Source organism: Coprococcus sp. AM97-35 (assembly GCF_027697525.1).
GTDB classification, from domain to species: domain Bacteria; phylum Bacillota; class Clostridia; order Lachnospirales; family Lachnospiraceae; genus Allocoprococcus; species Allocoprococcus comes.
This window is the reverse complement of record NZ_JAQESL010000002.1, coordinates 116,800-140,917: the sequence shown is the minus strand read 5'-3', so window position 1 is coordinate 140,917 and position 24,118 is coordinate 116,800. Positions and strand designations below refer to the sequence as shown.

Annotated in this window: 21 protein-coding genes; 3 read left to right on the top strand and 18 right to left on the bottom strand. The window is 41.1% G+C overall.

The window, feature by feature from the left end; all coding sequences use genetic code 11:
• Nucleotides 1-545: 545 nt before the first annotated feature.
• Complete coding sequence (locus tag PG840_RS02430) at nucleotides 546-1,877, top strand: MATE family efflux transporter (protein ID WP_270205187.1); 1,332 nt, start codon at nucleotides 546-548, stop codon at nucleotides 1,875-1,877.
• A gap of 81 nt (nucleotides 1,878-1,958) precedes the next feature.
• Here PG840_RS02430 and PG840_RS02425 read toward each other — a convergent pair whose 3' ends face one another.
• Together PG840_RS02425 and PG840_RS02420 are read right to left on the bottom strand one after the other, a co-directional pair.
• Entirely contained in the window at nucleotides 1,959-2,465 is a 507-nt protein-coding gene (locus tag PG840_RS02425; RefSeq protein ID WP_270205186.1) for a methylated-DNA--[protein]-cysteine S-methyltransferase, read from the bottom strand.
• A 269-nt stretch (nucleotides 2,466-2,734) separates the two neighbouring features.
• Nucleotides 2,735-2,920 (bottom strand): hypothetical protein, encoded by a 186-nt coding sequence (locus PG840_RS02420; protein ID WP_173685029.1) that lies wholly within the window; start codon nucleotides 2,918-2,920, stop codon nucleotides 2,735-2,737.
• A gap of 816 nt (nucleotides 2,921-3,736) precedes the next feature.
• Here PG840_RS02420 and PG840_RS02415 point away from each other — a divergent pair.
• Nucleotides 3,737-4,957, top strand: coding sequence for an argininosuccinate synthase (locus tag PG840_RS02415; RefSeq protein ID WP_008374664.1), 1,221 nt, complete (start codon nucleotides 3,737-3,739; stop codon nucleotides 4,955-4,957).
• 519 nt (nucleotides 4,958-5,476) lie between these two features.
• Here PG840_RS02415 and PG840_RS02410 read toward each other — a convergent pair.
• From PG840_RS02410 to PG840_RS02400, 3 genes are read right to left on the bottom strand one after another with little or no spacing between them, the layout of a single operon-like run.
• Complete coding sequence (locus PG840_RS02410) at nucleotides 5,477-6,985, bottom strand: ATP-binding protein (RefSeq protein WP_270205185.1); 1,509 nt, start codon at nucleotides 6,983-6,985, stop codon at nucleotides 5,477-5,479.
• On the bottom strand, nucleotides 6,982-8,286 hold the full coding sequence (locus PG840_RS02405; RefSeq protein ID WP_117835315.1) for a vWA domain-containing protein: 1,305 nt from the start codon (nucleotides 8,284-8,286) through the stop codon (nucleotides 6,982-6,984). Before PG840_RS02405 ends, PG840_RS02410 begins: the two co-directional genes overlap by 4 nt.
• Nucleotides 8,287-8,310: 24 nt before the next feature.
• Entirely contained in the window at nucleotides 8,311-9,300 is a 990-nt protein-coding gene (locus PG840_RS02400; protein ID WP_270205184.1) for a leucine-rich repeat protein, read from the bottom strand.
• 203 nt (nucleotides 9,301-9,503) lie between these two features.
• Here PG840_RS02400 and PG840_RS02395 point away from each other — a divergent pair, with 203 nt between their 5' ends.
• Nucleotides 9,504-9,839, top strand: a complete 336-nt coding sequence (locus PG840_RS02395) for a sporulation initiation factor Spo0A C-terminal domain-containing protein (protein ID WP_117556335.1) — start codon at nucleotides 9,504-9,506, stop codon at nucleotides 9,837-9,839.
• A 176-nt stretch (nucleotides 9,840-10,015) separates the two neighbouring features.
• Here PG840_RS02395 and PG840_RS02390 read toward each other — a convergent pair whose 3' ends face one another.
• From PG840_RS02390 to PG840_RS02330, 13 genes are all read right to left on the bottom strand, one after another.
• Nucleotides 10,016-10,636 (bottom strand): manganese catalase family protein, encoded by a 621-nt coding sequence (locus tag PG840_RS02390; protein WP_117556337.1) that lies wholly within the window; start codon nucleotides 10,634-10,636, stop codon nucleotides 10,016-10,018.
• A 3-nt stretch (nucleotides 10,637-10,639) separates the two neighbouring features.
• Entirely contained in the window at nucleotides 10,640-10,912 is a 273-nt protein-coding gene (locus PG840_RS02385; RefSeq protein ID WP_270205277.1) for a spore coat protein CotJB, read from the bottom strand.
• Between the two features lie 5 nt (nucleotides 10,913-10,917).
• Nucleotides 10,918-11,235: a spore coat associated protein CotJA gene (locus PG840_RS02380; RefSeq protein ID WP_243002763.1), complete on the bottom strand. Its 318-nt coding sequence runs from the start codon at nucleotides 11,233-11,235 to the stop codon at nucleotides 10,918-10,920.
• Nucleotides 11,236-11,497: 262 nt separating this feature from the next.
• On the bottom strand, nucleotides 11,498-12,781 hold the full coding sequence (locus tag PG840_RS02375) for a S1C family serine protease (RefSeq protein WP_118217309.1): 1,284 nt from the start codon (nucleotides 12,779-12,781) through the stop codon (nucleotides 11,498-11,500).
• Nucleotides 12,782-12,941: 160 nt separating this feature from the next.
• Entirely contained in the window at nucleotides 12,942-14,780 is a 1,839-nt protein-coding gene (glmS, locus tag PG840_RS02370) for a glutamine--fructose-6-phosphate transaminase (isomerizing) (RefSeq protein WP_270613356.1), read from the bottom strand.
• Nucleotides 14,781-14,903: 123 nt separating this feature from the next.
• On the bottom strand, nucleotides 14,904-16,361 hold the full coding sequence (locus PG840_RS02365; RefSeq protein ID WP_270613355.1) for a hypothetical protein: 1,458 nt from the start codon (nucleotides 16,359-16,361) through the stop codon (nucleotides 14,904-14,906).
• A 179-nt stretch (nucleotides 16,362-16,540) separates the two neighbouring features.
• A complete protein-coding gene (locus PG840_RS02360) occupies nucleotides 16,541-18,523 on the bottom strand; it encodes an LTA synthase family protein (RefSeq protein WP_270613354.1) in 1,983 nt (660 codons plus the stop codon).
• Between the two features lie 142 nt (nucleotides 18,524-18,665).
• Nucleotides 18,666-19,043 carry a hypothetical protein gene (locus PG840_RS02355; protein ID WP_270613353.1) on the bottom strand — a complete coding sequence of 126 codons (378 nt, stop codon included), beginning with the start codon at nucleotides 19,041-19,043 and terminating at the stop codon, nucleotides 18,666-18,668.
• Nucleotides 19,010-19,711, bottom strand: a complete 702-nt coding sequence (locus PG840_RS02350) for a hypothetical protein (protein WP_270613352.1) — start codon at nucleotides 19,709-19,711, stop codon at nucleotides 19,010-19,012. The genes PG840_RS02355 and PG840_RS02350 overlap by 34 nt, the downstream gene beginning before the upstream one ends.
• A gap of 272 nt (nucleotides 19,712-19,983) precedes the next feature.
• The gene (glf, locus tag PG840_RS02345) at nucleotides 19,984-21,081 is read right to left on the bottom strand and encodes a UDP-galactopyranose mutase (RefSeq protein ID WP_270613351.1); all 1,098 of its coding nucleotides are present in this window, start codon (nucleotides 21,079-21,081) and stop codon (nucleotides 19,984-19,986) included.
• Between the two features lie 18 nt (nucleotides 21,082-21,099).
• Nucleotides 21,100-22,098: a glycosyltransferase family 2 protein gene (locus PG840_RS02340; RefSeq protein WP_270613350.1), complete on the bottom strand. Its 999-nt coding sequence runs from the start codon at nucleotides 22,096-22,098 to the stop codon at nucleotides 21,100-21,102.
• A gap of 23 nt (nucleotides 22,099-22,121) precedes the next feature.
• The gene (locus PG840_RS02335; protein ID WP_270613349.1) at nucleotides 22,122-22,802 is read right to left on the bottom strand and encodes a sugar transferase; all 681 of its coding nucleotides are present in this window, start codon (nucleotides 22,800-22,802) and stop codon (nucleotides 22,122-22,124) included.
• 9 nt (nucleotides 22,803-22,811) lie between these two features.
• Nucleotides 22,812-24,005, bottom strand: coding sequence for a DegT/DnrJ/EryC1/StrS family aminotransferase (locus PG840_RS02330; protein WP_270613361.1), 1,194 nt, complete (start codon nucleotides 24,003-24,005; stop codon nucleotides 22,812-22,814).
• Nucleotides 24,006-24,118 lie beyond the last annotated feature (113 nt).

Here is a 24,118-nt window from a genome sequence, read left to right as displayed (position 1 = left end):
TAGGCATAATCATAAATACTATAAACCCATTAATCCCTATTGTAAAGGGGTTCGCGGGAATTGGGGGAATGTTTTTTGATTGGTGCGGGGACGCTCCTGCGCGAAATATCTTTGCACGCAACCGCGCTTGCGCTTGCCATGCATGCCTAAAGAAATATCCAGTGGATATTTCTTCGGCGCGTCTCAAACGCAGCGGTACTAGGCTCGGCTTTGCTTACGCTCGCCTTGCCAAGTGCCGGCGTTTTCGAGGGGTCGCTTAGCAAAGATATTTCGCGCAGGAGCTGTGCACTGACGAATGGGAACATTTTCCGATTGGTTTAGTATACATGGTTTTATTTGGTAAAGCAAGTGGTTTTTTGATTTTTATGCATGTTTCTGTGTATTTTTATGTATAATTTCTTATTTTTATGCATTTATATTTATTTTTATGCATTGTTATGCATTTTTATTATTATAAGATGCATTAGGTCTGTATTCTTTTTATTGACTATTTTAGGAAAATTCAATTAATATTAAGAAAGTGATTGTAAAGGAGTTGTTATTTTATGGAACGGGATCTTACTTCAGGGAGTGTTTTTCGGAATGTGATTTATTTTTCGCTACCTTATTTTTTATCTTATTTTTTGCAGACGCTTTATGGGATGGCGGATCTTTTTATTGTTGGGCAGTTTAATGGGGTTGCCAGTACAACAGCGGTTTCGATTGGGAGCCAGGTGATGCATATGTTGACGGTGATGATCGTGGGGCTTGCGATGGGGGCTACGGTTTCAATCGGGCAGTCTATTGGAGCGGGCGATAAGAAAAGGGCTTCTGTGTTTGTGGGAAATACGGTGACTTTGTTTATGGGGATTTCTCTGGTGCTGGCGGTTTTGCTTCTGTTTTTTGTAAAGCCAATTGTTTCGGTGATGTCTACGCCTGCGGAAGCTGTTTCCGGGACAGCAGCTTATCTGACGATCTGTTTTCTCGGGATTCCTTTTATTACGGCGTATAATGTGATCAGTTCGATTTTCCGCGGACTGGGGGATTCTAAAAGTCCGATGTATTTCATCGCAGTTGCATGTGCGGTGAATATTATACTGGATTATCTGTTTATCGGATTTTTCCATCTGGGAGCTTCCGGTGCTGCGCTTGGCACAACACTTTCCCAAGCGTGCAGTGTTCTGTTTGCACTGATTGCCATTAAACGTAAGCAGACCGGACTTTCTCTTTCCGGAGACTGTTTCCGCCCACAGAAAAAACCGCTTGGCAAAATTCTGAATATTGGGATTCCGGTAGCGCTTCAGGACGGATTTATTCAGATTGCTTTCATTGTTATTACGATCATTGCCAACCGGCGCGGACTGAACGCAGCCGCTGCTGTCGGCATTGTGGAAAAAATCATCAGCTTTCTGTTTCTTGTTCCGTCTTCCATGCTTTCGACTGTTTCTGCACTCGCAGCTCAGAATATCGGTGCCGGAAAGTATGACCGTGCAAAGCAGACGCTTCGCTATGCCATGATGATCGCCATTGGATTTGGTCTGGTCGTCTCTATATTGATCCAGTTTATCGCAGCTCCGGTTGTCGGACTTTTCACTGCAGACGCAGCCGTTATTCTTCTCGGCGCGCAGTACATTCGCGGATATATCTGGGATTGTATTTTTGCCGGCGTTCATTTCAGTTTCAGCGGATACTTCTGTGCATGCGGAAAATCTGGAATTTCATTTTTACATAACCTGATCGCTATTTTGTGCGTGCGTATTCCGGGTGTTTATCTGACTTCAAAAATTTTCCCGCATACACTGTTTCCGATGGGACTCGCAACCGCTACCGGCTCCTTATTGTCTGTGATCATCTGCATCATTGCTTACCGATGGTTATGTGAAAAATCCGGAAAATAGAATACATGATCGGACTCTTACGGATTTCTCCAGATCATCAAAAATGGTGACTCACTACGAGCCACCATTTTTGATGATCACTTATCTGATATGCGCTTCCTCATGTGCAAGCAGCCATTTTTTCTTTTCAATCCCACCGGCATATCCGGTCAGACTTCCGTCACTTCCAATGACACGGTGACAGGGAATGATCACAGAGATCGGATTATGTCCGACCGCACCTCCGACTGCCTGCGGCGAGATACTTTTCACGCCTCTTTTTACAGCAATGATCTTTGCGATCTTTCCATAAGTGATGGTGCATCCATATGGGATTTTTGCGATAATCTTCCATACTTCTTTTCGGAAATCACTTCCTGCAGGTGCAAGAGGAAGTTCTTCCGGATCCGGATCCTGCCCTGCAAAATACCGATCCAGCCAGTACTCTGCCTGATCCAGTACCGGCAAGTCTTTCTTCTCCTCAAAATCTTCTATAATCTTGTCCATATAGTATTTCTGTCCTTCAAACCATGCACCGACAAGTACATCCTCCCGTGCTCCAAGCGTAATTTTCCCGATCGGCGAATCATAGTAGCTTACATACAGCATTTTTCATTCTTCCCCTTTTTCATCCGTCCTGATACCCATGTTTTTGAGGATTGCGAGAGTGCAAAGCACGTAGCAATCTGGTATCAAAGGGGTCAAAATACCTTTGGACCCCAACATCTTAAAAATAAAAACAAAATTCCTTAACTTTTGTACCATTCAAATTATAAAATGGAGATTTTTTCCTGTCAATCTTCTTATCCGCGAATTTGTCCATTTCCAAAGATCACATACTTTTTCGTGGTAAGGGCTTCCTGCCCCCAGTCGCTTTCCTATGCCCAAGCGATCCGCTCATCAATCTGCCTTGCCGCTTCGTCTCCCCGGATCTCTACCCCTTTTGCCGAAAGCCGGTCACAGATCACCGGAAACGCCTCCTCTGCAATTTTCCGGATTCTGTTTTCATTTAGAAGAAGCCGGTCGATCAGTGGCTCTGTCATCTTATTTTTTCTTGCAAGCATAATATCCTTTTGGTTTTCTTCTATTATATATGCCTGTTTGACAGAACCAGCCGGCTTCTCACTGATTCCAAGGACATTTTTTCCGATACCGACTGCACCGGAAGATACTACGATTATTTCTTTTCCTTTAGAGTGGCTCTTAATTCCATTTCGTTTTTCCCCTTTTCAATTCATATTCTTAGTAGGTATAAATAAAAGAAGCAGAAAAAGAGTATACGGCGATACCTTTTTCTGCTTCTTTTTTCACTATCGAATCATAATACTTCAATGACTGAACAAAACCTATCACTTTTTCATTCCATCCGAAATGAACATTTTGAGCTGTATATATTGGATACACGCATTCCCTGATCTGCAATATTGAATTTTCTGTTCTGTGCCCTTGAAGGACACGGTCGATGCGGGAATGTAGGAATGAAAAATACACTGCCTTCTACCGGCAATGTCAGAACATAATCAAATATGTTATTCTTATTCATTTTATGCATATCACTCATCTCGCCGGTTCCTTTCTTCCTTTAGCGTGTTACCTTGTTACTTTTTGTTATATTTTACGGGTTTTTGTGTAAATGTCAGGTATTTTTCTGATTTATCTTTATATTTTCTGTTTAATCTTCTTCTATCCTTCTTTTTTCTTATTACTCTCTTTCCTTTTTTATACATAATTATGCATATTTTATGTATATTTTTACTTTTATTTGCATAAAATAACATTTTTAAAAGTTTTTTCATTTTATTATTGCATAAATATAAAAAATGGTGTATAGTGGGTTGTGAATTGAATACAAAAGAAAATTTTTAGGAGGTTTATATACAATGAAAGAAAAAGTAGTTCTTGCATATTCTGGTGGTCTTGATACTACCACACTGATCCCTTGGTTAAAGGAGACATTTGATTACGAAGTTATCTGCTGCTGTATCGACTGCGGACAGGGCGAAGAGCTGGATGGTCTTGATGAAAGAGCAAAACTCGCAGGTGCTTCTAAATTATACATCGAAGATATCACTGATGATTTCTGTGACAACTATATTATGCCATGTGTACAGGCAAATGCTGTTTACGAAAATGCATATCTTCTCGGAACTTCTATGGCTCGTCCGGCAATCTCCAAGAGACTTGTTGAAGTAGCAAGAAAAGAAGGTGCTACTGCTATCTGCCACGGTGCTACCGGAAAAGGAAATGACCAGATCCGTTTCGAGCTTTCTATCATGGCTCTTGCCCCGGATCTTAAGATCATCGCTCCTTGGAGAATGACAGATCTGTGGACACTTCAGTCACGTGACGATGAGATCGCTTACTGTAAAGCTCACGGAATCGATCTTCCGTTTGACGCAAGCCACAGCTATAGCCGTGACCGTAACTTATGGCACATCAGCCACGAAGGACTGGAACTTGAAGATCCATCCTGCGAACCAAATTACGCTGATCTTCTTGTTCTTGGAAATACACCGGAAAATGCACCGGATGAAGATGAATATGTAACTATGACATTTGAAGAAGGTGTTCCGAAGACAATCAACGGCGAAGCCATGAAGGTTTCTGATATCATCCGCAAACTCAACGAACTTGGCGGCAAGCATGGTATCGGTATCGTTGATATCGTTGAGAACCGTGTTGTTGGTATGAAATCCCGTGGTGTTTATGAAACTCCTGGTGGAACAATCCTGATGGAAGCTCACAAACAGCTTGAAGAACTGGTTATCGACCGTGCTACCATGGAAGTTAAGAAAGATCTTGGCAACAAACTCGCTCAGGTTGTATACGAAGGAAAATGGTTCACACCACTTTGTGAAGCTCTTCGTGCTTTCGTAAAATCTACCCAGAAATATGTTACAGGTGAAGTTAAATTCAGACTTTACAAAGGAAATATCATTAAAGCCGGAACTACTTCTCCATACTCACTTTACAATGAATCTCTGGCAAGCTTCACAACTGGTGATATGTACGATCATCATGATGCAAGCGGATTCATCACTCTGTTCGGACTTCCGCTGAAGGTTCGTGCGATGAAGAATCTTGAGGTAAACAACAAATAATTGTATATCCCCCTACTGACAGATTTAAAGGACGTTGATATGAAATTATCAGCGTCCTTTTTCTGAGCAAGCCAACGCTTAAAAGGTTCCGCTTTTGGCGAGGGTCTACATGAAATGTAAGTTTCACTCCAACAGGCTCGTCAGGCATACAATGTCATTTTTATAATTATGCTATAGTAGTTATCAGCCATTTATGATTCATATAAAGGCATATCCACCCCGTATTCTCTATCAATCCCCATACAGATCTGCTCAAATATCTGATTCGGCAGATATACACCTTACTTTCCGCTTTCAGGCAGCTCTCCCAGTGATAGTTTCCCCGGCACAACGCAGTTCCAAGACCGGGAGACGCGCGCAAAGTGAGATCATATTTCAGGCGATACTCCCCTGGTTTTATTTCGGGAAGTTCCTTACAAAATTGCAGATCTGGCATGAATTTCATTCCCATTTCTTCTGCTTTCTATCATTATATGATACCACAGGCATAGTCGTTCTTATTCTGTCAGTTCTTGCTCTTTAATCTTCAACCAGTCCTCTTTCCACTACATTTTCCACGGCATCCATCTGTTCCAGGATTTCTTCACGGCGTTCATCCAAAAGTAAACCTTTGTTGTATTTGTAATACATCGCACAGTCATTTTCCCGCAGGAACGCAATGCTGTACACATTACTGTTGAGTTCCGTGACAAATACTGCCATTTCCTGGCTCTCGCCGAAAGCAGATTCCAGGAATTCAAAGCAGTGATTCAGCGTTTCCAGTGTCTTATCTTCCATTTGCTCTCTCTGCTCTTCTTCGCTGTCAAATGTGGCCTTTACAGACTCAAATTCCGGAGCTTTCTGGTATTCTTCCAATTTGCATAAAATACGCTCCATACGGTGCATTTCCGCCTTTGTAAGCTGTCCGGCGACCTTCTTCTGTTCAACTTCCCGCCTAAGAGACTGAATTTTCGCAGCAAGGACCTCTCCCGGAACTGCACCTTCCTTTTGCAATTCCTCTTTATAAGCACACAGCTGAGCAAACAGTCCCTCCACAAATTTTTCCATCTCATATTCTTCTTTAAAAAGTTCTGCCATCTTTCCGACCAGAAGATTTACCACACTCAGCCGCTCATCAAACGACGCAAATTTCAAACGTTCTAAGGTATCTTTTTCATAATATCCTGCAAGGATCCGCTCCAGTCCATACTCCTTCTGATACTTTCGGTAAAGCTCCAGATAATTTGCAAAATCCTTCGCTGTCTTCCAGTGCTGGAGGTACTGATGCACAACCTCACGATCCACCTCTTTACCAAGCTTTTCATAAACCTGGATCAACCTTGACAGGTCTTCCCATCCTCTGGCTGTGACAAACATTTTTCCATCTACTGTATTTTCCATACGATAGAAATTCTCTTTTCGAAGTTCCAGATAAGAAAGCACTGCAGGATGGATTCCAACCTGATACGCATATTCCTTCCAGACATCAAAATCAGCTTCCACATCGATCCGCTTGATCCGGTCCAGTGTCACCACATCAAATTCCCGCACCGACTTATTATATTCCGGCGGATTCCCTGCCGCCACAATGATCCATCCATCCGGCACACTCTGATTACCAAACATCTTGCACTGTAAAAACTGCAGCATAGTCGGCGCCAACGTCTCTGAAACACAGTTGATCTCATCAATAAACAGGATTCCCTCTTTCATGCCGCTCTGCTCTATCTTTTCATATACAGCAGCAATAATCTCACTCATCGTATACTCGGTTACCGAATACTCTTTTCCACCGTAGATCTTTGTCTGAATAAACGGAAGCCCGATCGCACTCTGTCTGGTATGGTGCGTGATCGTATACGCAACCAGTCCGATCTCACATTCCCTTGAAATCTGCTCCATGATCTGTGTTTTTCCAATTCCCGGAGGTCCCATCAGAAGGATCGGTCTCTGATGGATTGCCGGAATCTGATATTCTCCATATTCATCCTTCATCAGGTATGCCTGCACCGCATCCTTGATTTCCTGTTTTGCACGTTTAATATTCATCTATTTCTCACTCCTCTCAAATCTTCTTCATCCAGAACCAGTTTCATCGCCCACGGCGGAACTTCCTGTTCTTCTGCCCCGTCGTCCATAAATACAAACGCGGTCTGGTACAAAGGCATTTTCTGCGGATAAATCCCCTGTCCATCGGTAAAATAGATCACACCCTTCAGTTCAGTGAACCGGTGCGTCGCGATCAGATCATCAATATAGGCAAACGCCGGTCTGAAATCCGTTCCACCTTCCCCGGCAAGATCCAGCTTTTCCATATATTCCTGTAATTCTTCTTTACAGGTAATCTTCCTGTCCGACTGCACCTGGTCATCACATTGTATAATGTGGATATTGACTCTCTGAAAAAAGCTCTCTGCTTCACTTAAAATGCCATAGGTCTCCTCCAGGAATTTTTTTACCAGATCTCCTGAACAGGACATGGAAGTATCGATCACGATTGCAAAATCCTCCACTTTTTTCACTTCTTTCCATTCCTGTGGCTCGATCAGAGGCATATTTCCATAAAGGCGCAGTCCATAACTGTAAAATACATAATCAAAGCTGTCATCATCCACGGTAACCTCTTCCTTCAGTACAGCAAATTTATGCAAAAAGCTGCGGTAGTCATATCGCTGTCGGTTCTCTACCCGGACCTGATCCAAAAAATGCCCGGTATTTGATGCTGCTTCTTTCGAAAAAGTTTCCATATCGGTCTGCATTTTCTCGCTGATATCCTGCCACCTCTGGTTCATTTCGCTTTGTTTTTCATCATCTTCATCTTTTGCCCAGTACTTGTGATCATCCACGGTAAATTCCCGGACCATGCGCTCCATCTCTCTGTCCGAAAGCTTCCATCTTACCAGTACTCCATAAATTTTTTCCGCTGTAAATACCTTGATTTCCTCTTTCAGATCCCGGTAGGTTCTCTGTCTGATCCAGGACTGGCTTTTTCGTATATTCTGGAGGTTCCAGTCATCAATCACAGATTCTACCGCAATATCCGCCGCCAGGTTCCATACAAGCTCTTCCCGTCCATTTCTGCGAAATACATGTCGGAAAATGCAGTGCAGAACCAGATGTAGATAGGCGCGGTTTACCCCGATCCGGTTCTGCCTGTACTCACCTCCCAGCATCTGCCCGTTAAAATACATTGTCTCTCCGTCTGTAGCAAGAAGGTCTACCGAAAAATCCTGTACATAATAAAACGCCGAAAGCGCCACATCCATAAATCTCATCTTCATATACAGTTCGTTCCTCGTCAGAACCAGTATTTTATGTCCGATTTCTTCCAGACCCTGTTCTAATGACATTTCTTCCAATCTTTCCACCTTCTTTTACAATACAAACTTTTTCTTCTTTTTTGGAAAACTACGGTAACGCTCGTCCATCAAAATAGCTGAAATCTCGGCCTGTCCTGCATCTGCCGCATAAGTAATCGTTTTTCCCAACGCTTGTTCATCAAAATAATGCTCTCTGCAGCAAAAAAGCAGAACCTCCTGCGGATCTCCGGCGGCGATTTCGCGTCTTTCTTTCACCGCATGGATACAGCTTTCTCCAATTTCTTCCATATGCGCCTTTACATAATTTTCATAGCGCAGCTTTGCCGCATCTTCCAGCTTCCACGGATATCGCAGACGCGTCAGAGCCACACTGAAAATTGCCTCTTCCGAATCTCTTGCTTCAGAAAGTGCAAACAGCCGGTCGTATTTTCCATAATCCAGTTCCCGCCGGTAAAAGCACTCTCTGTACTCTCCACCGGAACCATAATAATGCGTCTCCACGATCCGCGCCGGCGTATTTTCCACCGCATCTGCGTAATATTCCGGAAACAGGATCTTCGTCTCCGTTCCCTGATAACACAGTGTTGCAATGATCTGATACCGGATCTCCGTCAGAATTTCCTTAAGACAGGACTTATTTCCATCCATAAAATCAATCTCCACCTTCTCCAGACGGCATCCGGTAAATACCCCGCTCCCCATCCGCACGATTGCATCTGTCCCATGGAAAAGTTTCAGATTCATACATCCATAAAACGCATAATTTCCAATTGACTGTACGGTAGACGGAAGATGGATCTCCCTTACTATTCCACCACAGCAGAGTTCTTCCGGCTGCGCAAAACGATCATCCTCTTCATCTGTCTCTGTCTGATAAACAGATGCATTTTTCTCTTCTTCATCTTTATGCAGTGAAAATGTATATGGAGCAATGCGGATGACAGGAATTCCCTCTATCTGCTCCGGTACTTTTATGATTCCTGAATCCTGCCAGATCCTGAGAATTTCAAGTCCGTTTTCTATTTTCTGATATTGTATCTTCATAAATTTCACTCCTGAAATTGATTCTGTCTGTTCTATCCAATTAAGGATTATAGCAAAAAAAAGCAGATTTTTCCATTATCCACTTCACACAATATATCGAAATTTCACGAAATGTATCGTTATGAACAAAATTATTTACATATCTATAGAATTCCTTTATTCTATAGTTAGATAGTCGGTATGAATATTTGAAGGAGGTACTTATGTATGACGTCAGGCATGTATTAAGAAAAGCCGGTCTCCGTTCCACCTACTCTGGTTATAACTATCTTGCTTCAGCAGTCGCTCTCGTTCTCAAAGATCAGGAATTTTATATGAAGAACGTAACCTCTAATCTCTACCGTGTTGTCGGCGAGCAGTATGGCGTTTCCAACATGTGCGTTGAAGCCGCCATCCGCACAATGATCAACAGTTATTGGAATCAGAATTCTAATAAAATTTTAAGCCCGCTGCTTGGTTATCCTGTATTTGACAAACCGACCGCATCCGAATTTATTTCGATGCTGGCGGATTATATCCAGGATCATTCCCCTCGTTAATTATAAGATACTGCGTAGAATTTATGCATTATCGCATATCAGCATGGTATATACAGAATAACATTAGTAGGCCGGCATTAAACAAGGTGCAGCCTATGAGGTTGCACCTTGTTTATCGAACCGGATTTTTATAACATAATTTTTATAATTGGGGACGTTTTTCCATACTCGCTGTTTTAGTTGCCACAGCTACAATTTGAATCCTTATCAAACTCCGGATTGATTGCATAAAAGTTCTTACTGTTCAGATTATCCTGAACGATCCTTAAACTTTCTCCAAATCTTTGGTAATGTACAATTTCCCGTTTTCTTAAAAACCGAATTGGATCACATACTTCCGGGTCTTTTACAAGCCTTAAAATGTTGTCATACGTCGTCCTGGCTTTCTGTTCCGCAGCCATATCTTCATGTAAATCTGTAATTGGGTCACCCTTGGACTGAAAATAAGTTGCTGTCCACGGTGTTCCACTGGCTGCCTGCGGCCAAAGTGCAAGTGTGTGGTCCACATAATATTTATCAAAACCAGAAGCCTTAATTTCCTCCGGAGATAAATCCTTGGTAAGCTGGTAAACAATGGCACATATCATTTCCATGTGGGCAAGTTCCTCTGTGCCAATATCGGTTAAAATTCCTGTCACTTCTTTGTACGGCATGGTGTACCTCTGTGATAAATAACGCATGGACGCAGCTAATTCTCCATCCGGTCCACCGAACTGACTGATGATTACCTGGGCCATCTTCGGATTGGTCTGGGTAATTTTTACGGGATATTGTAAACGTTTTTCATAATTCCACATAAACTAACACCCTCCTTCCTGCCACGGCCATGGCTCATTGATCCAGTTCCATCTGTCTGAGCAGGAAGGAACAGCGGTATCTACTGTGAGTGGTCCATAATGTTTTGCATATTCTTTCAACAACTGGTTCCTTTTTTTATTATATTCATAAAAATAGTCCAGTGCTTCCTGATCACGAGGATGAGTGTCCAGATAAAGCTTCACATCATCTACCGCAAAGCTCGCATGACCAATCTGCATCAGGAGATCTTTTCTACAAGGTTTGGAATTTGGCATTTCATTCATGCGTTACATCCTCCTTTCCCCTTAAACGGAAGATCAAGCTCTTCGAATATGGTTCCTCTGTGGAATCCTTTTCCGGCTTCGTATATGTGTCTCCAGCTCTGCCATGGCACATAAGCCATTGCGATCGGCATTCCATCTAACGCATCGTCCCGGTCGCTACATCCAGATCGTTCTCGGTAAACAGGTACTGCCATCGATGGATTTCTTCCATCATTGTTCGCCATACATGAATTACTATTACAGCTATTGTTATTATTGCCACACCCACAATTTGCACGTCTCATATATGGATTATTATTTCTGCAATTTTGCATTGTTTTGGCTCCCCTTTCTTATATCTGCAATATTATTGTATGGTAATTTTTTAAAAAGGGTTCTGACTTTTGCATCCGGTATAATCTGATGCCCGTTTCCGTTTCAAACAGGTCGTAACATCAATAATGCCGCCAGACCATTTCTGATCTGACGGCATCTTTCTTTAGTATTTTATGATGTAACCGGATTGCTCCATTGCTATGCAATTCCCGCAATCCTCGAACACCTCATACTCCCATAAAACGGCGTGTTCACATCATTTTATGAATTTTTACCAAGTGTAACCTTGATATCTTTCTCTGTATATTCACCATTCTTATCCGGGATCTGTACGGTAAGCGTTACCTCTTCTCCGGCTTTATAATACTGAAGTTGTTCCTGAAGAGAGCTCATACCACTGATGGAACTTCCCTCAAAACCAGTAATGATCGATCCTTTTGTAAGACCGGCTTTCTCAGCTCCGCCACCACTCATAACTTCTTTGACATAAACACCGGTCGGCATATTGTACATCTGTGCACCTTCTTCAGATACATCGTATCCCTTGATTCCAAGATATCCTCTTTCTTCATCTGAAACCTTGCTTCTTGTCTCTTTATTCATCAGATTCTGGATAACATCACTTGCATCAGAAATCGGAATCGCAAATCCCATACCCTCTACTGCCGAGCTGTTGATCTTTGCAGAGTTGATACCGATTACCTCACCATTTGCATTCAGAAGAGCTCCACCACTGTTACCAGGGTTGATTGCTGCATCTGTCTGGATGTATTCTCCGTCAAATCCATCAATTGTTCGTCCGGTTGCACTGACGATACCAGTTGTAACAGACTGCCCATAGCCAAGCGCATTACCGATTGCAATAGCAGGTTCTCCAACCTTCAGAGAATCTGAATCTCCAAGTGTTGCAACCTTAATCGCATTCATTGTATCGTCTGAAATTTTATCAAGCGGAACGGCTACGACTGCAAGATCCCTTGCGGAGTCTGTTCCTTTAATCTGCGCTTCCACGCTGTTACCATCATTAAATGTAACAGTAAGTGTATCGCTTCCTTCTACAACATGGTTATTGGTAACAACCAGGAGTTCTGAATCATTCTGGCTGATGATGATACCCGATCCGGCGCTTTCACTCTCCTGCTGGCTGATTCCTCCGAAGAAATTCTGTACTTCCTGTACGCTCATATTGGTAATAGAAACAATTGACGGAAGTGTATTTTCAACGATATCTGATACATCAGATGTCACTGTACTGGTAGATGTTGTAAGCTTTGCGTTCGATACAGTCTTTGTTGTGCCTACGGTACTCTTTGTATTCTTTCCAAGCAGCTTACCAGTCAGATAACTGGTTCCCTGCATCGTCACACCGCCGACTGCCCCAAATAATACGGCTGCTCCTACAACAAGTGCTACTTTTTTCATGTAACCTTTTTTCGGCTTTGAAGTCTTCGGATCCTTCTGTGGTCCTGCTCCGAATCCCTGCTGATTGCCTGCTCCTCTATTTTCATCTGAATCTGGTCTGTAATAATTGTACTGATTGTCCATCATTCAAGACTCCTTTCTTTTCCTTTTCTATAGTTAAGAGTTTAGCCCATAATTGTGATGAAAGTGTGATAAAATATGAAAAAAAAGATGAACGGCACATTTTTATGTCGTCCATCTCGTTTATTCAACAGGAAATTCCGCTGGAACTTCTTGCATCACTTTATTCAACCGTTACAGATTTCGCCAGATTACGCGGCTTATCTACATCCAGTCCCTTTGCAACGGATACATAATATCCCATCAGCTGCAGCGGAATCACTGCAAGCGATGCCTCAAAATGCTCATCTGTCTTCGGAATGTAAACCACAAAATCAGCAGTATCCTCAATGCTGTAATTGCCATAAGTTGTAAGTCCCATCAGATATGCACCACGGCTCTTGCACTCTACCATGTTGCTGATCGTCTTTTCATATAATTCCGGCTGTGTCAGCACACCGATCACAAGCGTTCCATCCTCTATCAGAGAAATGGTTCCGTGCTTGAGTTCTCCCGCTGCATATGCCTCTGAATGAACGTAACTGATCTCTTTCATCTTCAGGCTGCCTTCCATACAGATTGCATAATCAATTCCACGTCCGACAAAAAATGCGTCCTTTGCGTTTGCCTGCTTTGCTGCAAACCACTGGATTCTTTCTTTATCTTCAATAATCTTTTCAATCTTCTCCGGGATTGCCTGTAATTCGGCAATATAATTTTCATACTGCTCTTCAGTGATTGCATTTTTTACTTTGGCAAACTGAATTGCAAGGATGTAAGAAGCCATCAGCTGTGTACTGTACGCTTTCGTTGTTGCCACAGAGATCTCCGGTCCTGCAAGAGTATAGAATACCTTATCCGCTTCTCTTGCAATAGAAGATCCGACTACATTGACAATTCCAAGTGTACGGATTCCCTGCGCTTTTGTCTCACGGAGCGCTGCAAGACTGTCTGCAGTCTCTCCTGACTGGCTGATAATGATCACCAGACCATTTGGATCCAGAATTGGCTTGCGGTAACGGAATTCAGAAGCCAGCTCCACACGAACAGGAATCTTCACCAGATCCTCGATCACATACTGTGCCACCATACCTACATGGTAAGCAGAACCACATGCTACAATGTAAATTTGGCTTGTTCTCCGGATATCCTCTTCCGCTAATCCGATATCTGTCAGATCAATCTTTCCGTCTTTTAATACAGAATTCAGAGTATCCTTAACCGCTCTTGGCTGCTCATGGATCTCTTTCATCATAAAATGCTCATAACCGGCTTTTTCAGCTGCTTCCGCATCCCATTCGATGGTCTTCATCTCCTTCTGGATTTCTTCACCATCCAGATTGTAGAAGGTAATTTCCTCTTTGCTGACCTTTGCCATCTCCAGGTTGCCAATATAGTATACATTTCTTGTATATTTCAAAATAGCCGGCACATCTGATGCAATAAAACTCTCTCCATCTCCTACGCCAAGAATCATCGGACTGTCTTTTCTTGCCACATAAATTTCTTCCGGATAATCCTTGAACATCACAGCAAGCGCATAAGATCCACGAATACGGACCAGAGAATGGTTGATCGCATCTACCGGTGTTCCTTCATACTTTTTATAATAATAATCGATCAGCTTAACAGCAACCTCTGTATCCGTCTCAGAGTAGAATGTATATCCTTTGCGGAGCAGCTTGTTCTTTAACTCCTGATAGTTTTCAATAATACCGTTGTGTACAGCAACTACATTGCCATCGTCACTCATATGCGGATGCGCATTGTTCTCTGACGGTTCCCCGTGTGTTGCCCATCTGGTGTGACCGATTCCACAGGTTCCCGGAACGGCTGCACCACCATTGGTCTTCTCAAACAGTACTTTCAAACGGCCTTTCGCCTTGATAACTTCTGTCTCTTCTGTTCCATTACGAACAGCAAGTCCTGCTGAATCATATCCACGATACTCCAGCTTTGACAGTCCATCCAGTAAGATCGGAGCCGCCTGCTGCGATCCAACATATCCTACGATTCCACACATTTATCTATATCCTCCAGTCTTTTTTGCGAAAATAAATTTTACTCTTTTCGTTACATTGTAGCAAATATGGGACTTTTTGTAAAGAATAAGCGGGAATAACAATCGTCATCCCCGCCTTTCTCTTTAATCCAGATCAATAAAATCCATTTCGAAAGTATCACCTTTTTTACGCTTTTCTTTCTTGATATTATAATCATCGAACGAATCAAAGTCGTCATCATCAAAATAGTCATCAAACTCATCAACGTTGCGAGTATCATCACTTATTCCTTCGTCATCATAATCATCGTCGAAGTCATCATCATAATAATCATCATCGTCGAAATCATCATCGAAGTCGTCATAATCATCTTCGAAATCATCATCCTGTCTCTTTTTGAACTGTGATTTCTTTTCTGCCTTAACAGGCTGGATCGGTTTTACCGGATTACGTTGCGGCTCATCGTCCAGTTCATATTCATCATACAGATCATCCAACTCTCTGTTGCGGTTATGTAACTTCACAACGGAAACAAGAAGGAAGATTACCAGAAGAATAACGATAACTGCTGCCGCTGCTACAAACCAGATCAGATGATCGGAAATCTTTTCTAAAATTGCGTCAAATTTGCTTGCACTCTTCTTATCCGGTGTAGTCGCAGACTTCGGAGTCTCCATTCTCTGATAAGTATGCTCTACAGAGTCATATAAATAGAGGGATTCTTCACCATCATTATTTACTGCATATAATACATAGAAACCATCGCGGTCCGGTTCATCCCAGATTTCAAAAGTCTTGCCGTTGATCTCCAGATTTCCTTTTGAATACTTTGATGGCATAGACACTTTACTGCCTGCATCAAAAATTACGATCGAATAAGTATCTGAAATCACAACCTGTTCTGCCGGTGAGAAGCTGCTGTCAGATGAATCATACATCCAGAAATCGCCTTTTCCGTCACCGTCTACCAGGTAAGCCATCTGAAGTCCTGTCTTTTCCTGCACAGCACCTTTATACGTCGAATCATTATAAGTAATCTCTCCTGCTGTAAATCCAGCTGGAATCATGCTGTCTGAGAAATCACCGGATAAGGTATACTCCTGACCATCAATCGTAACACTTGTTCCACTCGCAACATCCTTGATCTTGCTCGGATCTCCTGCTCCGATCGTAACATCCGCATATCCTTCTTCACATGCCACACTTGATCCAGCGCTGTCTGTAACCGTCGCATCTCCCTGTTCAAGTCTTGTACTTCCTTCCTGGAGAGCCTGGAATTTCATTGTAAACTCAATCCGGTCACTACTTCCGTCACCTGAACCTTTAAATGTCAGATTACCATCCGTGTCTGCATTCACTCCGTCTCCCTCTTCAAATCGCATATAAGAAGGATCGTAAGTCATATGAATCGTTGCGTCTCCGATTACATCTCCGCTGACAACTGCTGTACCTGTGATCGTAAATTCATCCCCGACACTTGTCTCAAGATCAGAAAAGAATATCACACCATTTGCAGCTAGCGCCATCACAGAAAAACATGGTACGATCAGACATACAGACAAAAGAATTGTCGCTATTTTTTTCGTAAACTTCATCTTCATGTACTTTCCTCTTTCTAACCATATTAATTGTAAGTATAAATACTCTTAGACTCTATCTTACACTTTTTATGGGGAAATGTCTACTTGTTTGTAGAATTTCTCATTGTATCAATTTACGGACAACTCCGTTCTACTTTATTTATCCGAAGAAAAACCCCGGCATAAACCGGAGTTCTTCTCTAATTTACATTTTCTGTTGTTCCGCCTGCATTGCTTTCTGCGCCTCCACCGGGATCCGGAGTTGGTGTTGAATCCGGTGCCGGATCTGGTGTTGGTGTCGGCTCTGGCGCTGGATCCGGTACCGGCGTTGGATCTGGTGTTGGTTCCGGCGTTGGAGCTGGAGTCGGTTCCGGCGTTGGAGTTGGTTCTACATAAGTATTATCATCATATCCTCCATTCCATGAATTGTCCCAGGAATTTCCTCCGTCATACCAGTAATCATTCGATCCGTCATTATAATTATACTGATAATTATCCTGCGTATACCCCTGCCATGCATCCGGCGTTTCAATACCACTTGTATCTACACCTGCATCTGGCTGATTCGTCTGCTGCTCTTGATTATCTGTATTTTCCTGATTATCTGCATTTTCCTCCTGCTGTTTTTCGGCCTCTTCCTTTCGCTTTTTCTGTAGTGCATCAATATCCACATCATTGATCAGCATATCATAGAATTTTGATTTTTTCATCAGCTCTTTATCAAGGCCTTTTCTTCCATATTGCTCGGTAAGTGTCTGCTCATCAGAAAACAGATTCACTCCAAGTGCTAACCTGTCTCCTTCAATTGTTACTCCCATCGCAGCCAACGTGGTCGGGAACATATCCAGTGTTGCAAACTCTCTGCTATGTGTTTTTTCAAATGAAGTGTCCAGACCTTCTGGAAGATTGATAAATACATTGTATACACTACGTTCATAATCTTCACTGACATCATTACAGAAATCAGAATCCATCGTCAAATGATCCCCACTTATTACAATCGTTGTATTTTCATAAAATGGCTGTTGTTGAATCCATTTTACAAATGCATCTACCTGCCTGCTCGAACATGCCATTACATTTGCATACTGGTTATCACCAAATTCATTCTGACACTGTTCACATACATATCCATCTTCAAAATGGGTATCTACCGTCAGCATAGTAAAATTAAACGGTTCATCTTTTGAACTTAATTCGGTCAGTTTTTCCTGCGCATTTGCAAACAGCTTCTGATCCTCATATCCCCACCATACATAATAATCTTCTGGTATCTGTCCGTTTTCTTTTGCCGTATTATAATCACAGATTTCTGTTTGTCCTTTTCCATGACTCTCAAAGTAAGCTCTTCTTCCTCCAAAAGTCGCATCAGAGCCAATCATAAAACACTGGTTATATCCTTCATCTGCAAAAATATCCTCTAAGTTTCTTGCCTGCGAAGAGAAAGAAGACTGTTCTGCAAGTGTTGCATTTACATCATCCGTCTGTTCCGAATTCTTGATCGGTATTCCTGAAGTCTGTGAAAAAATACCTGCCATTGTCCAGGTTCCTCCATAAGCAGGATATCCACCACCCAATTTATCCGTATTAGAAAAATTAGTATTTTCTTCTGCAAGCTTTGTCAGTTCCGGAATGCAGTTAAAATCCAGTCCTCCTCCATCTTCTTTTGACGCAAAGGTGGATTCCATTGACTCCAGATAAATATAAATCAGATTTCTTTTTTGTTCCGGAAATGTAATCTTCGTTGTACGTGGATCCACATAATTCTGTTCAATAAAATGCGATTCTTTCTTCTGACTTACCAAATATTCTTTTACATCCAATTCATCATATACTTCATAAGCCGCCCTTCCTGCGCTTCCACAGGCAATCACAGCTACAAGAAATAACGCAATCATACATTTTCCATGCTTATTCCTTAATCCTATAATCAGGAAAATAGATAAAAATAATACTAATACTGCCAATGGTACGCATGCATTGATCCCATCAAGTACTACGTCTGAGTTTGTCCCATCAAGCGGTACTTTCAGATGAAAAATAATTTCATCGATAGACAACAGCCCCCACGTGTCTAATACCCAGTTTCCCAGATTATAAAGAATAAATCCAAGAACCGATATTATGATCATTAGAATACAATAGAATCCATATCCGATACTCTTTATCTTTGGTTTTTTCATTTTCCTTTCATTTCCTTTACTTAGTATTTACAAACATACATAGTATAGTAAAGCATAAATATTGGAAAAATGCAAGATTGACAACAACTACAAAATCATCAAAATGTAAAAATCAGGATATGTTTTTATCCCATATCCTGATTCATTCTAGACCGTTATTATTCTTGTTTTTTATAAACGCCTTTTTCCTATTATCTTGTACATTAAAATTTTCAAATGCTAACATTAAAAATATATTATAATGCAATTCAAACAAATGTTGCTCTATTACCGAATGTATACATATTACAACTATCATCGCCATCAAATACGGTTTATTAAAGCTCTTAATAATCATAATACTTAATAACAACATTACTATCACAAAAACAGCAAATCCAAATCTCATTAGTATATTTAAATACGAACAATCAATAAAAAAGTAATCTGGGACAGGATCTGTCGTTCCACCGTCTCCATGCATTTCAATATACTGTCCCCACAACTTCACATCATACAAATCAAAAGTTTTCTTTCCCAAAAAAGTCTTGTTGACGTAATACTATTCAGTTTTTCCATCCAGCCTTTACTTGGATCATAAAATCTGGACAAAAGAATCATTATTCCTGCACCTAAAAACGGCACACATAAACATAAAAAATTTAAGAGCTTAGATGTCTTATACTTTTTCCCTTTTTTCTCTGCAAAATACATTCTGCATTTTAAATATGCAGTACAAAGCACAATAAGAATAATACATATTTCTCCACACCTTGCATCACAATACTTGTCCAGGAAAACTACAAGTATCGTAATCATACCTAACTCTAAAAATATGCATTTTACCTCTTTTATTGCAATCCATGCAGCAATTATAAACATAAGATACGACACAAAATTTATAGGATATACAAATCCAAAGGTCATTCTCACTTGTTCTCCACGGTGATATACTAAATTTTCAATTATTCCCAAACGTGCAGCCATTAAAGTGATAAGCGTTAACGGAATTTCAATTGCAAGATATACTTTTAAAATCTTTTTATAATCAATTTTTCTAGCTCCGATAATAAACAATCCTGTTTCAAGTAATAATCCTGTTCCATTTCTATCTTTTGAAATTACAAATACAGCTAAAACTATAAGAGCTAAAACCAAAGCATCTATATTCTCAGAACTCAGCACCGTGTATCTAAACAACACTGCCATACCAACAAAAACCTGTATATAAAAATATAAATGTTCAGGTCACTGTATATGAAACATCGTTATCCAATTAAACGCATAGATTATCCATACACTTAATGCACACAAAAAATTTTTTCCGACATATCACATTTTTTCATACGGAATAGATTCCCATTTCATTTCGATCTTATTTCTTATTTCAATTATTTTCTCCATCTTCAACTTCTTCCCATACATATTACATAAAAAACAGGATATCCTCATTCATACCCTGTTTTTTATGCTATATTTTCCTATAATTCCTCAGCCACCATCTCCAGTGCCGCTTCAATTACCTTATCCATATCATAATACTTATAATTTCCAAGACGTCCACCAAAGATCACATTCTTCTCCTGGTCTGCAAGCTTTCTGTATTCTTCAAACAGCTTATTGTTCTGTTCGTTATTTACCGGATAATATGGTTCCATTCCTACTTTCCATTCTGAGGAATACTCTTTGGAAATGACAGTCTTTTCCTGCTTTCCAAATTCAAAATGCTTATGTTCAATGATACGTGTGTACGGAACTTCTCTTTCTGTATAGTTTACAACTGCATTCCCCTGATAATTGTCTGTATTAAGTACTTCTGTCTCAAATCTTACCGAACGATATTCCAGTGCTCCAAGCTTGTATCCGAAGTATTCATCAATCATTCCGGTAAACAGTGTCTTCTCTGCGATATCCGGATTTTCTTTGATAAATTCAAAGTAATCGGTATCTGTCTTTACTTCAATTCCGTCCAGCATCTTTTCAATGATCTTTGTATATCCTCCGATCGGGATTCCCTGATATCTGTCATTGAAATAGTTGTTGTCAAATGTAAATCTTACCGGTAAACGTTTGATGATGAATGCCGGAAGGTCTTTGCAGGCACGTCCCCACTGTTTTTCGGTATAACCTTTTACCAATTTCTCAAATACATCTTTTCCTACAAGAGATAATCCCTGTTCTTCCAGGTTCTTCGGCTCTGTGATTCCAGTCTCTGCAACCTGTTTTGCGATCATATCTTTTGCTTCCTGTGGTGTCTTGATATTCCACATTTTGCTGAATGTATTCATGTTGAACGGCAGATTGTAAAGCTCATCCTTGTAAATTGCTACCGGTGAATTGATGTAATTGTTGAACTCTGCGAACTGGTTGATGTAATCCCAAACCTGTTTGTTGGATGTGTGGAAAATATGTGCACCATATTTGTGAACATTGATTCCTTCAATATTTTCACAGTAAATATTTCCACCGATATGCGGACGCTTGTCAATTACCAGACAGGTTTTTCCTTTTTTCTTTGCTTCGTGAGCAAATACTGCCCCATATAATCCTGATCCTACTACTAAATAATCATACTTCATAATACTAAATCCTCTCTTTTATTTCTTTGTAATTTTATCTTTTATCATCTTTCCCATTCCGACGACACTTCCCACTCCATAACTTAAATGAAGTAAAAAGAAGATTCCCGGAAGCAAAAGCTGACATATATGCTTCGCCTCATTTTTTACAGACAGAATTGCCATTCCGATTGCGCCACACCAATAAGTGATCCACATGGCAATCGCCAGAAATGGCTTCTTTAGTGCTACCAAAATGGATGTCACAAGAATCGCAATCACAAAAGCAAACGGCACAAAATGATAAATGCTGAGACATCCAGGACATACGCCAACAGTTCTTGCTACCCAGTCTCCATTGCCGTATTTCTGCTTCATCATTCCCGGAATCGAACTTCTCACATATTGCCAGGAATGAATCTGCGGATCGTAGCATAAGCGGTATCCTGCCTGCCGGATCCGGTAATGCATCTCATTATCTTCCGTTCTTCCCAGATTTTCATTGAAAAGTCCAACCTTTTCAAATACTTCTCTCCGATACGCTGCATGGAACATGGACTTTACATATTTCTTTTCATTCTCTCTCCGGAAACCTGCGATTCCGCTTCCGAACATCGAACTTTCCGCACTCAGTAGAAGTCTCTGCCACGGTGTGTCCTTCTCCGGAAGATTCGGTCTTGGTCCACCAGTGACATATTCTCCGCTTTCCATGCATTCTACGTTCTTGGAAACAAAATCCTCCGGAATGCGCCCATGTGCGTCCAGACGGATAATAATATCTCCGGTTGAACTACGGATTGCCTGATTCCATCCGGAGGCCTGATTGTTCCCCGGATTTTCCGTAACAAAGCAGTTATGATACTGCGGATTTTCTTCGGCAAAACGTTCCATAATCCGTCTGGTTCCATCTGTTGAACTGCTGTCCACCATCACAACTTCGATCTGCTCTGCCGGGTAATCCTGTTTTGTGATATCCTCCAGCAAGTGTGGAAGATATTCTTCTTCATTGCGCGCAATCGTGCAAACTGATACTAACATACATTTCTCCTATACTGTAGTTCTTATCGTAATACTGCAAATACCGTCATAAACATGGTCATAAAATCTCTCCACAGACTGTATTTGCGCAGATCTTCCAGATTATAACTCATCTTCTCCGGAAGCACTTCATGAATATAAGCATAATCCACATCTTCTACATGCTCCAGCATTTCACCCTCATCTTTGTAGCATACGCTGGCTCTGGAAGTGATTCCTGCCGGTAACAAAAGAGTCGCATACATTTCTTTCGTATATCCTTTTACATACTTCACAACTTCCGGTCTGGTTCCAACAAAACTCATCTCTCCGCGAAGAACATTGATAAGCTGCGGAAATTCATCAATCCTGCAGCCACGGATCACTTTTCCAACCCGTGTCAGTCTGGAATCCTGACTGATTGTAACCTGTGTTCCCATCTTATCAGCGTTCTGCACCATAGTACGGAATTTCAGAATGTGAAATTTCTTTCCATACTGTGTCACACGCACCTGCTTGTAAATCACAGGTCCCGGTGAATCCAGCTTGATTGCAATACTGATGACTAACATGATCGGTGATAAAATGATAAGTAAAATCATCGAAAGCAGAATGTCAAAATATCTCTTTAATCTTAATTCTTTTTCGTGTTTGATCAGAATATCATAGTATTGTTTTACTTCGTCTGTTCTCATAAACTTCGGAAGTTCGTCCCATTTTCTCATACAGCATTCCTATCCGATGCATTCCTTCAATACATCTGTCACGTATTTTACCTCTTCATCGGTGAGTTTCGTATGAAGCGGTAATGTAATTGCATTTTCAAATAATGCATAAGCATTTGGATAATCTTTGATATCAAATCCCATATTTTTGTATGCAGATAACAACGGTAACGGTTTGTAATGCACATTCGTTGCTACGCCATGCTCTGCCATCTTCGTAATGATCTCATTACATTCTTCCCGTGTTTTTCCCTGAACACGGATCAGATACAAATGTCCGCTGGACTTATGATCTGTATCAAAATGATTCAGTACATTCACAGGAAAACTTTCCAGTGCTTTATCATACATTCCTATGATTTCCCGGCGCCGTGCTAATAATGCATCATAGCGCTTTAACTGTACCAATCCAATAGAAGCCATGATATCGGTCATATTGCATTTGAAATAAGGTGCCACAACATCATACTCCCATGCGCCAAGCTGCGTCTTTGCTAGCGCATCTTTGGATTGACCGTGCAGTGAAAAAAGCATATATTTTTTATAAATCTCATCATCATCCACACCTTCGATCGGACGCCATGTGACTGCTCCTCCTTCCGCTGTGGTAAGATTCTTTACTGCATGGAAGGAAAAACTTGTGAAATCTGCAGCCTGTCCACATTTCTTTCCTTTTCGCTCTGCGCCAAATGCATGCGCTGCATCTGCCACCACAATCACTCTGCCAAACTTCTCCTGAAGTTCATTTGCCGGATGGAAAAGTGATTTCTTTGCTTCTACAATTTCAAATATCTTATCATAGTCACACATAATTCCGGCAAGATCTACCGGGATAACCGCTTTCGTTTTCTCTGTGATCGCATCTGCCAGCTTCTCATAATCCATCTCATAAGAATCTTTTGCCACATCCACCAGAATCAGTTTTGCACCTACATGCTCTACTACACTGGCTGATGCAGTATAAGTATAGGCAGTTGTAATTACTTCATCTCCCGGTCCAATTCCCAGAAGACGCAGTGTCATCTCCAGGCAGGCTGTTGCTGAATTCAGACAGACCACCCTGTTTGTTTCCATATATTCTGCCAGTTTCTTTTCAAAAAGCTTCGTCTTTGGTCCTGTTGTGATCCAGCCACTTCTTAACGTATCTACAACCTCTGCTATTTCCTCTTCCGTGATATCCGGAGGAGAAAAAGCGATATGCATATTCTCCATAAAAAATCTTCTTTCTTTAAAATAAAATATACTATGTAACAATTATTACAAAATTATTACATAGTATATACTACCAAAAAACTCCATAAAATACAATTAAAACT

Coding starts and splice junctions, on each gene's coding strand:
- PG840_RS02430 (WP_270205187.1), top strand. CDS start 546: ATGGAACGGGATCTTACTTCAGGGAGTGTTTTTCGGAATGTGATTTAT.
- PG840_RS02425 (WP_270205186.1), bottom strand. CDS start 2,465: ATGCTGTATGTAAGCTACTATGATTCGCCGATCGGGAAAATTACGCTT.
- PG840_RS02420 (WP_173685029.1), bottom strand. CDS start 2,920: ATGCTTGCAAGAAAAAATAAGATGACAGAGCCACTGATCGACCGGCTT.
- PG840_RS02415 (WP_008374664.1), top strand. CDS start 3,737: ATGAAAGAAAAAGTAGTTCTTGCATATTCTGGTGGTCTTGATACTACC.
- PG840_RS02410 (WP_270205185.1), bottom strand. CDS start 6,985: ATGAATATTAAACGTGCAAAACAGGAAATCAAGGATGCGGTGCAGGCA.
- PG840_RS02405 (WP_117835315.1), bottom strand. CDS start 8,286: ATGTCATTAGAACAGGGTCTGGAAGAAATCGGACATAAAATACTGGTT.
- PG840_RS02400 (WP_270205184.1), bottom strand. CDS start 9,300: ATGAAGATACAATATCAGAAAATAGAAAACGGACTTGAAATTCTCAGG.
- PG840_RS02395 (WP_117556335.1), top strand. CDS start 9,504: ATGTATGACGTCAGGCATGTATTAAGAAAAGCCGGTCTCCGTTCCACC.
- PG840_RS02390 (WP_117556337.1), bottom strand. CDS start 10,636: ATGTGGAATTATGAAAAACGTTTACAATATCCCGTAAAAATTACCCAG.
- PG840_RS02385 (WP_270205277.1), bottom strand. CDS start 10,912: ATGCCAAATTCCAAACCTTGTAGAAAAGATCTCCTGATGCAGATTGGT.
- PG840_RS02380 (WP_243002763.1), bottom strand. CDS start 11,235: ATGCAAAATTGCAGAAATAATAATCCATATATGAGACGTGCAAATTGT.
- PG840_RS02375 (WP_118217309.1), bottom strand. CDS start 12,781: ATGGACAATCAGTACAATTATTACAGACCAGATTCAGATGAAAATAGA.
- glmS (WP_270613356.1), bottom strand. CDS start 14,780: ATGTGTGGAATCGTAGGATATGTTGGATCGCAGCAGGCGGCTCCGATC.
- PG840_RS02365 (WP_270613355.1), bottom strand. CDS start 16,361: ATGAAGATGAAGTTTACGAAAAAAATAGCGACAATTCTTTTGTCTGTA.
- PG840_RS02360 (WP_270613354.1), bottom strand. CDS start 18,523: ATGAAAAAACCAAAGATAAAGAGTATCGGATATGGATTCTATTGTATT.
- PG840_RS02350 (WP_270613352.1), bottom strand. CDS start 19,711: ATGGCAGTGTTGTTTAGATACACGGTGCTGAGTTCTGAGAATATAGAT.
- glf (WP_270613351.1), bottom strand. CDS start 21,081: ATGAAGTATGATTATTTAGTAGTAGGATCAGGATTATATGGGGCAGTA.
- PG840_RS02340 (WP_270613350.1), bottom strand. CDS start 22,098: ATGTTAGTATCAGTTTGCACGATTGCGCGCAATGAAGAAGAATATCTT.
- PG840_RS02335 (WP_270613349.1), bottom strand. CDS start 22,802: ATGAGAAAATGGGACGAACTTCCGAAGTTTATGAGAACAGACGAAGTA.
- PG840_RS02330 (WP_270613361.1), bottom strand. CDS start 24,005: ATGCATATCGCTTTTTCTCCTCCGGATATCACGGAAGAGGAAATAGCA.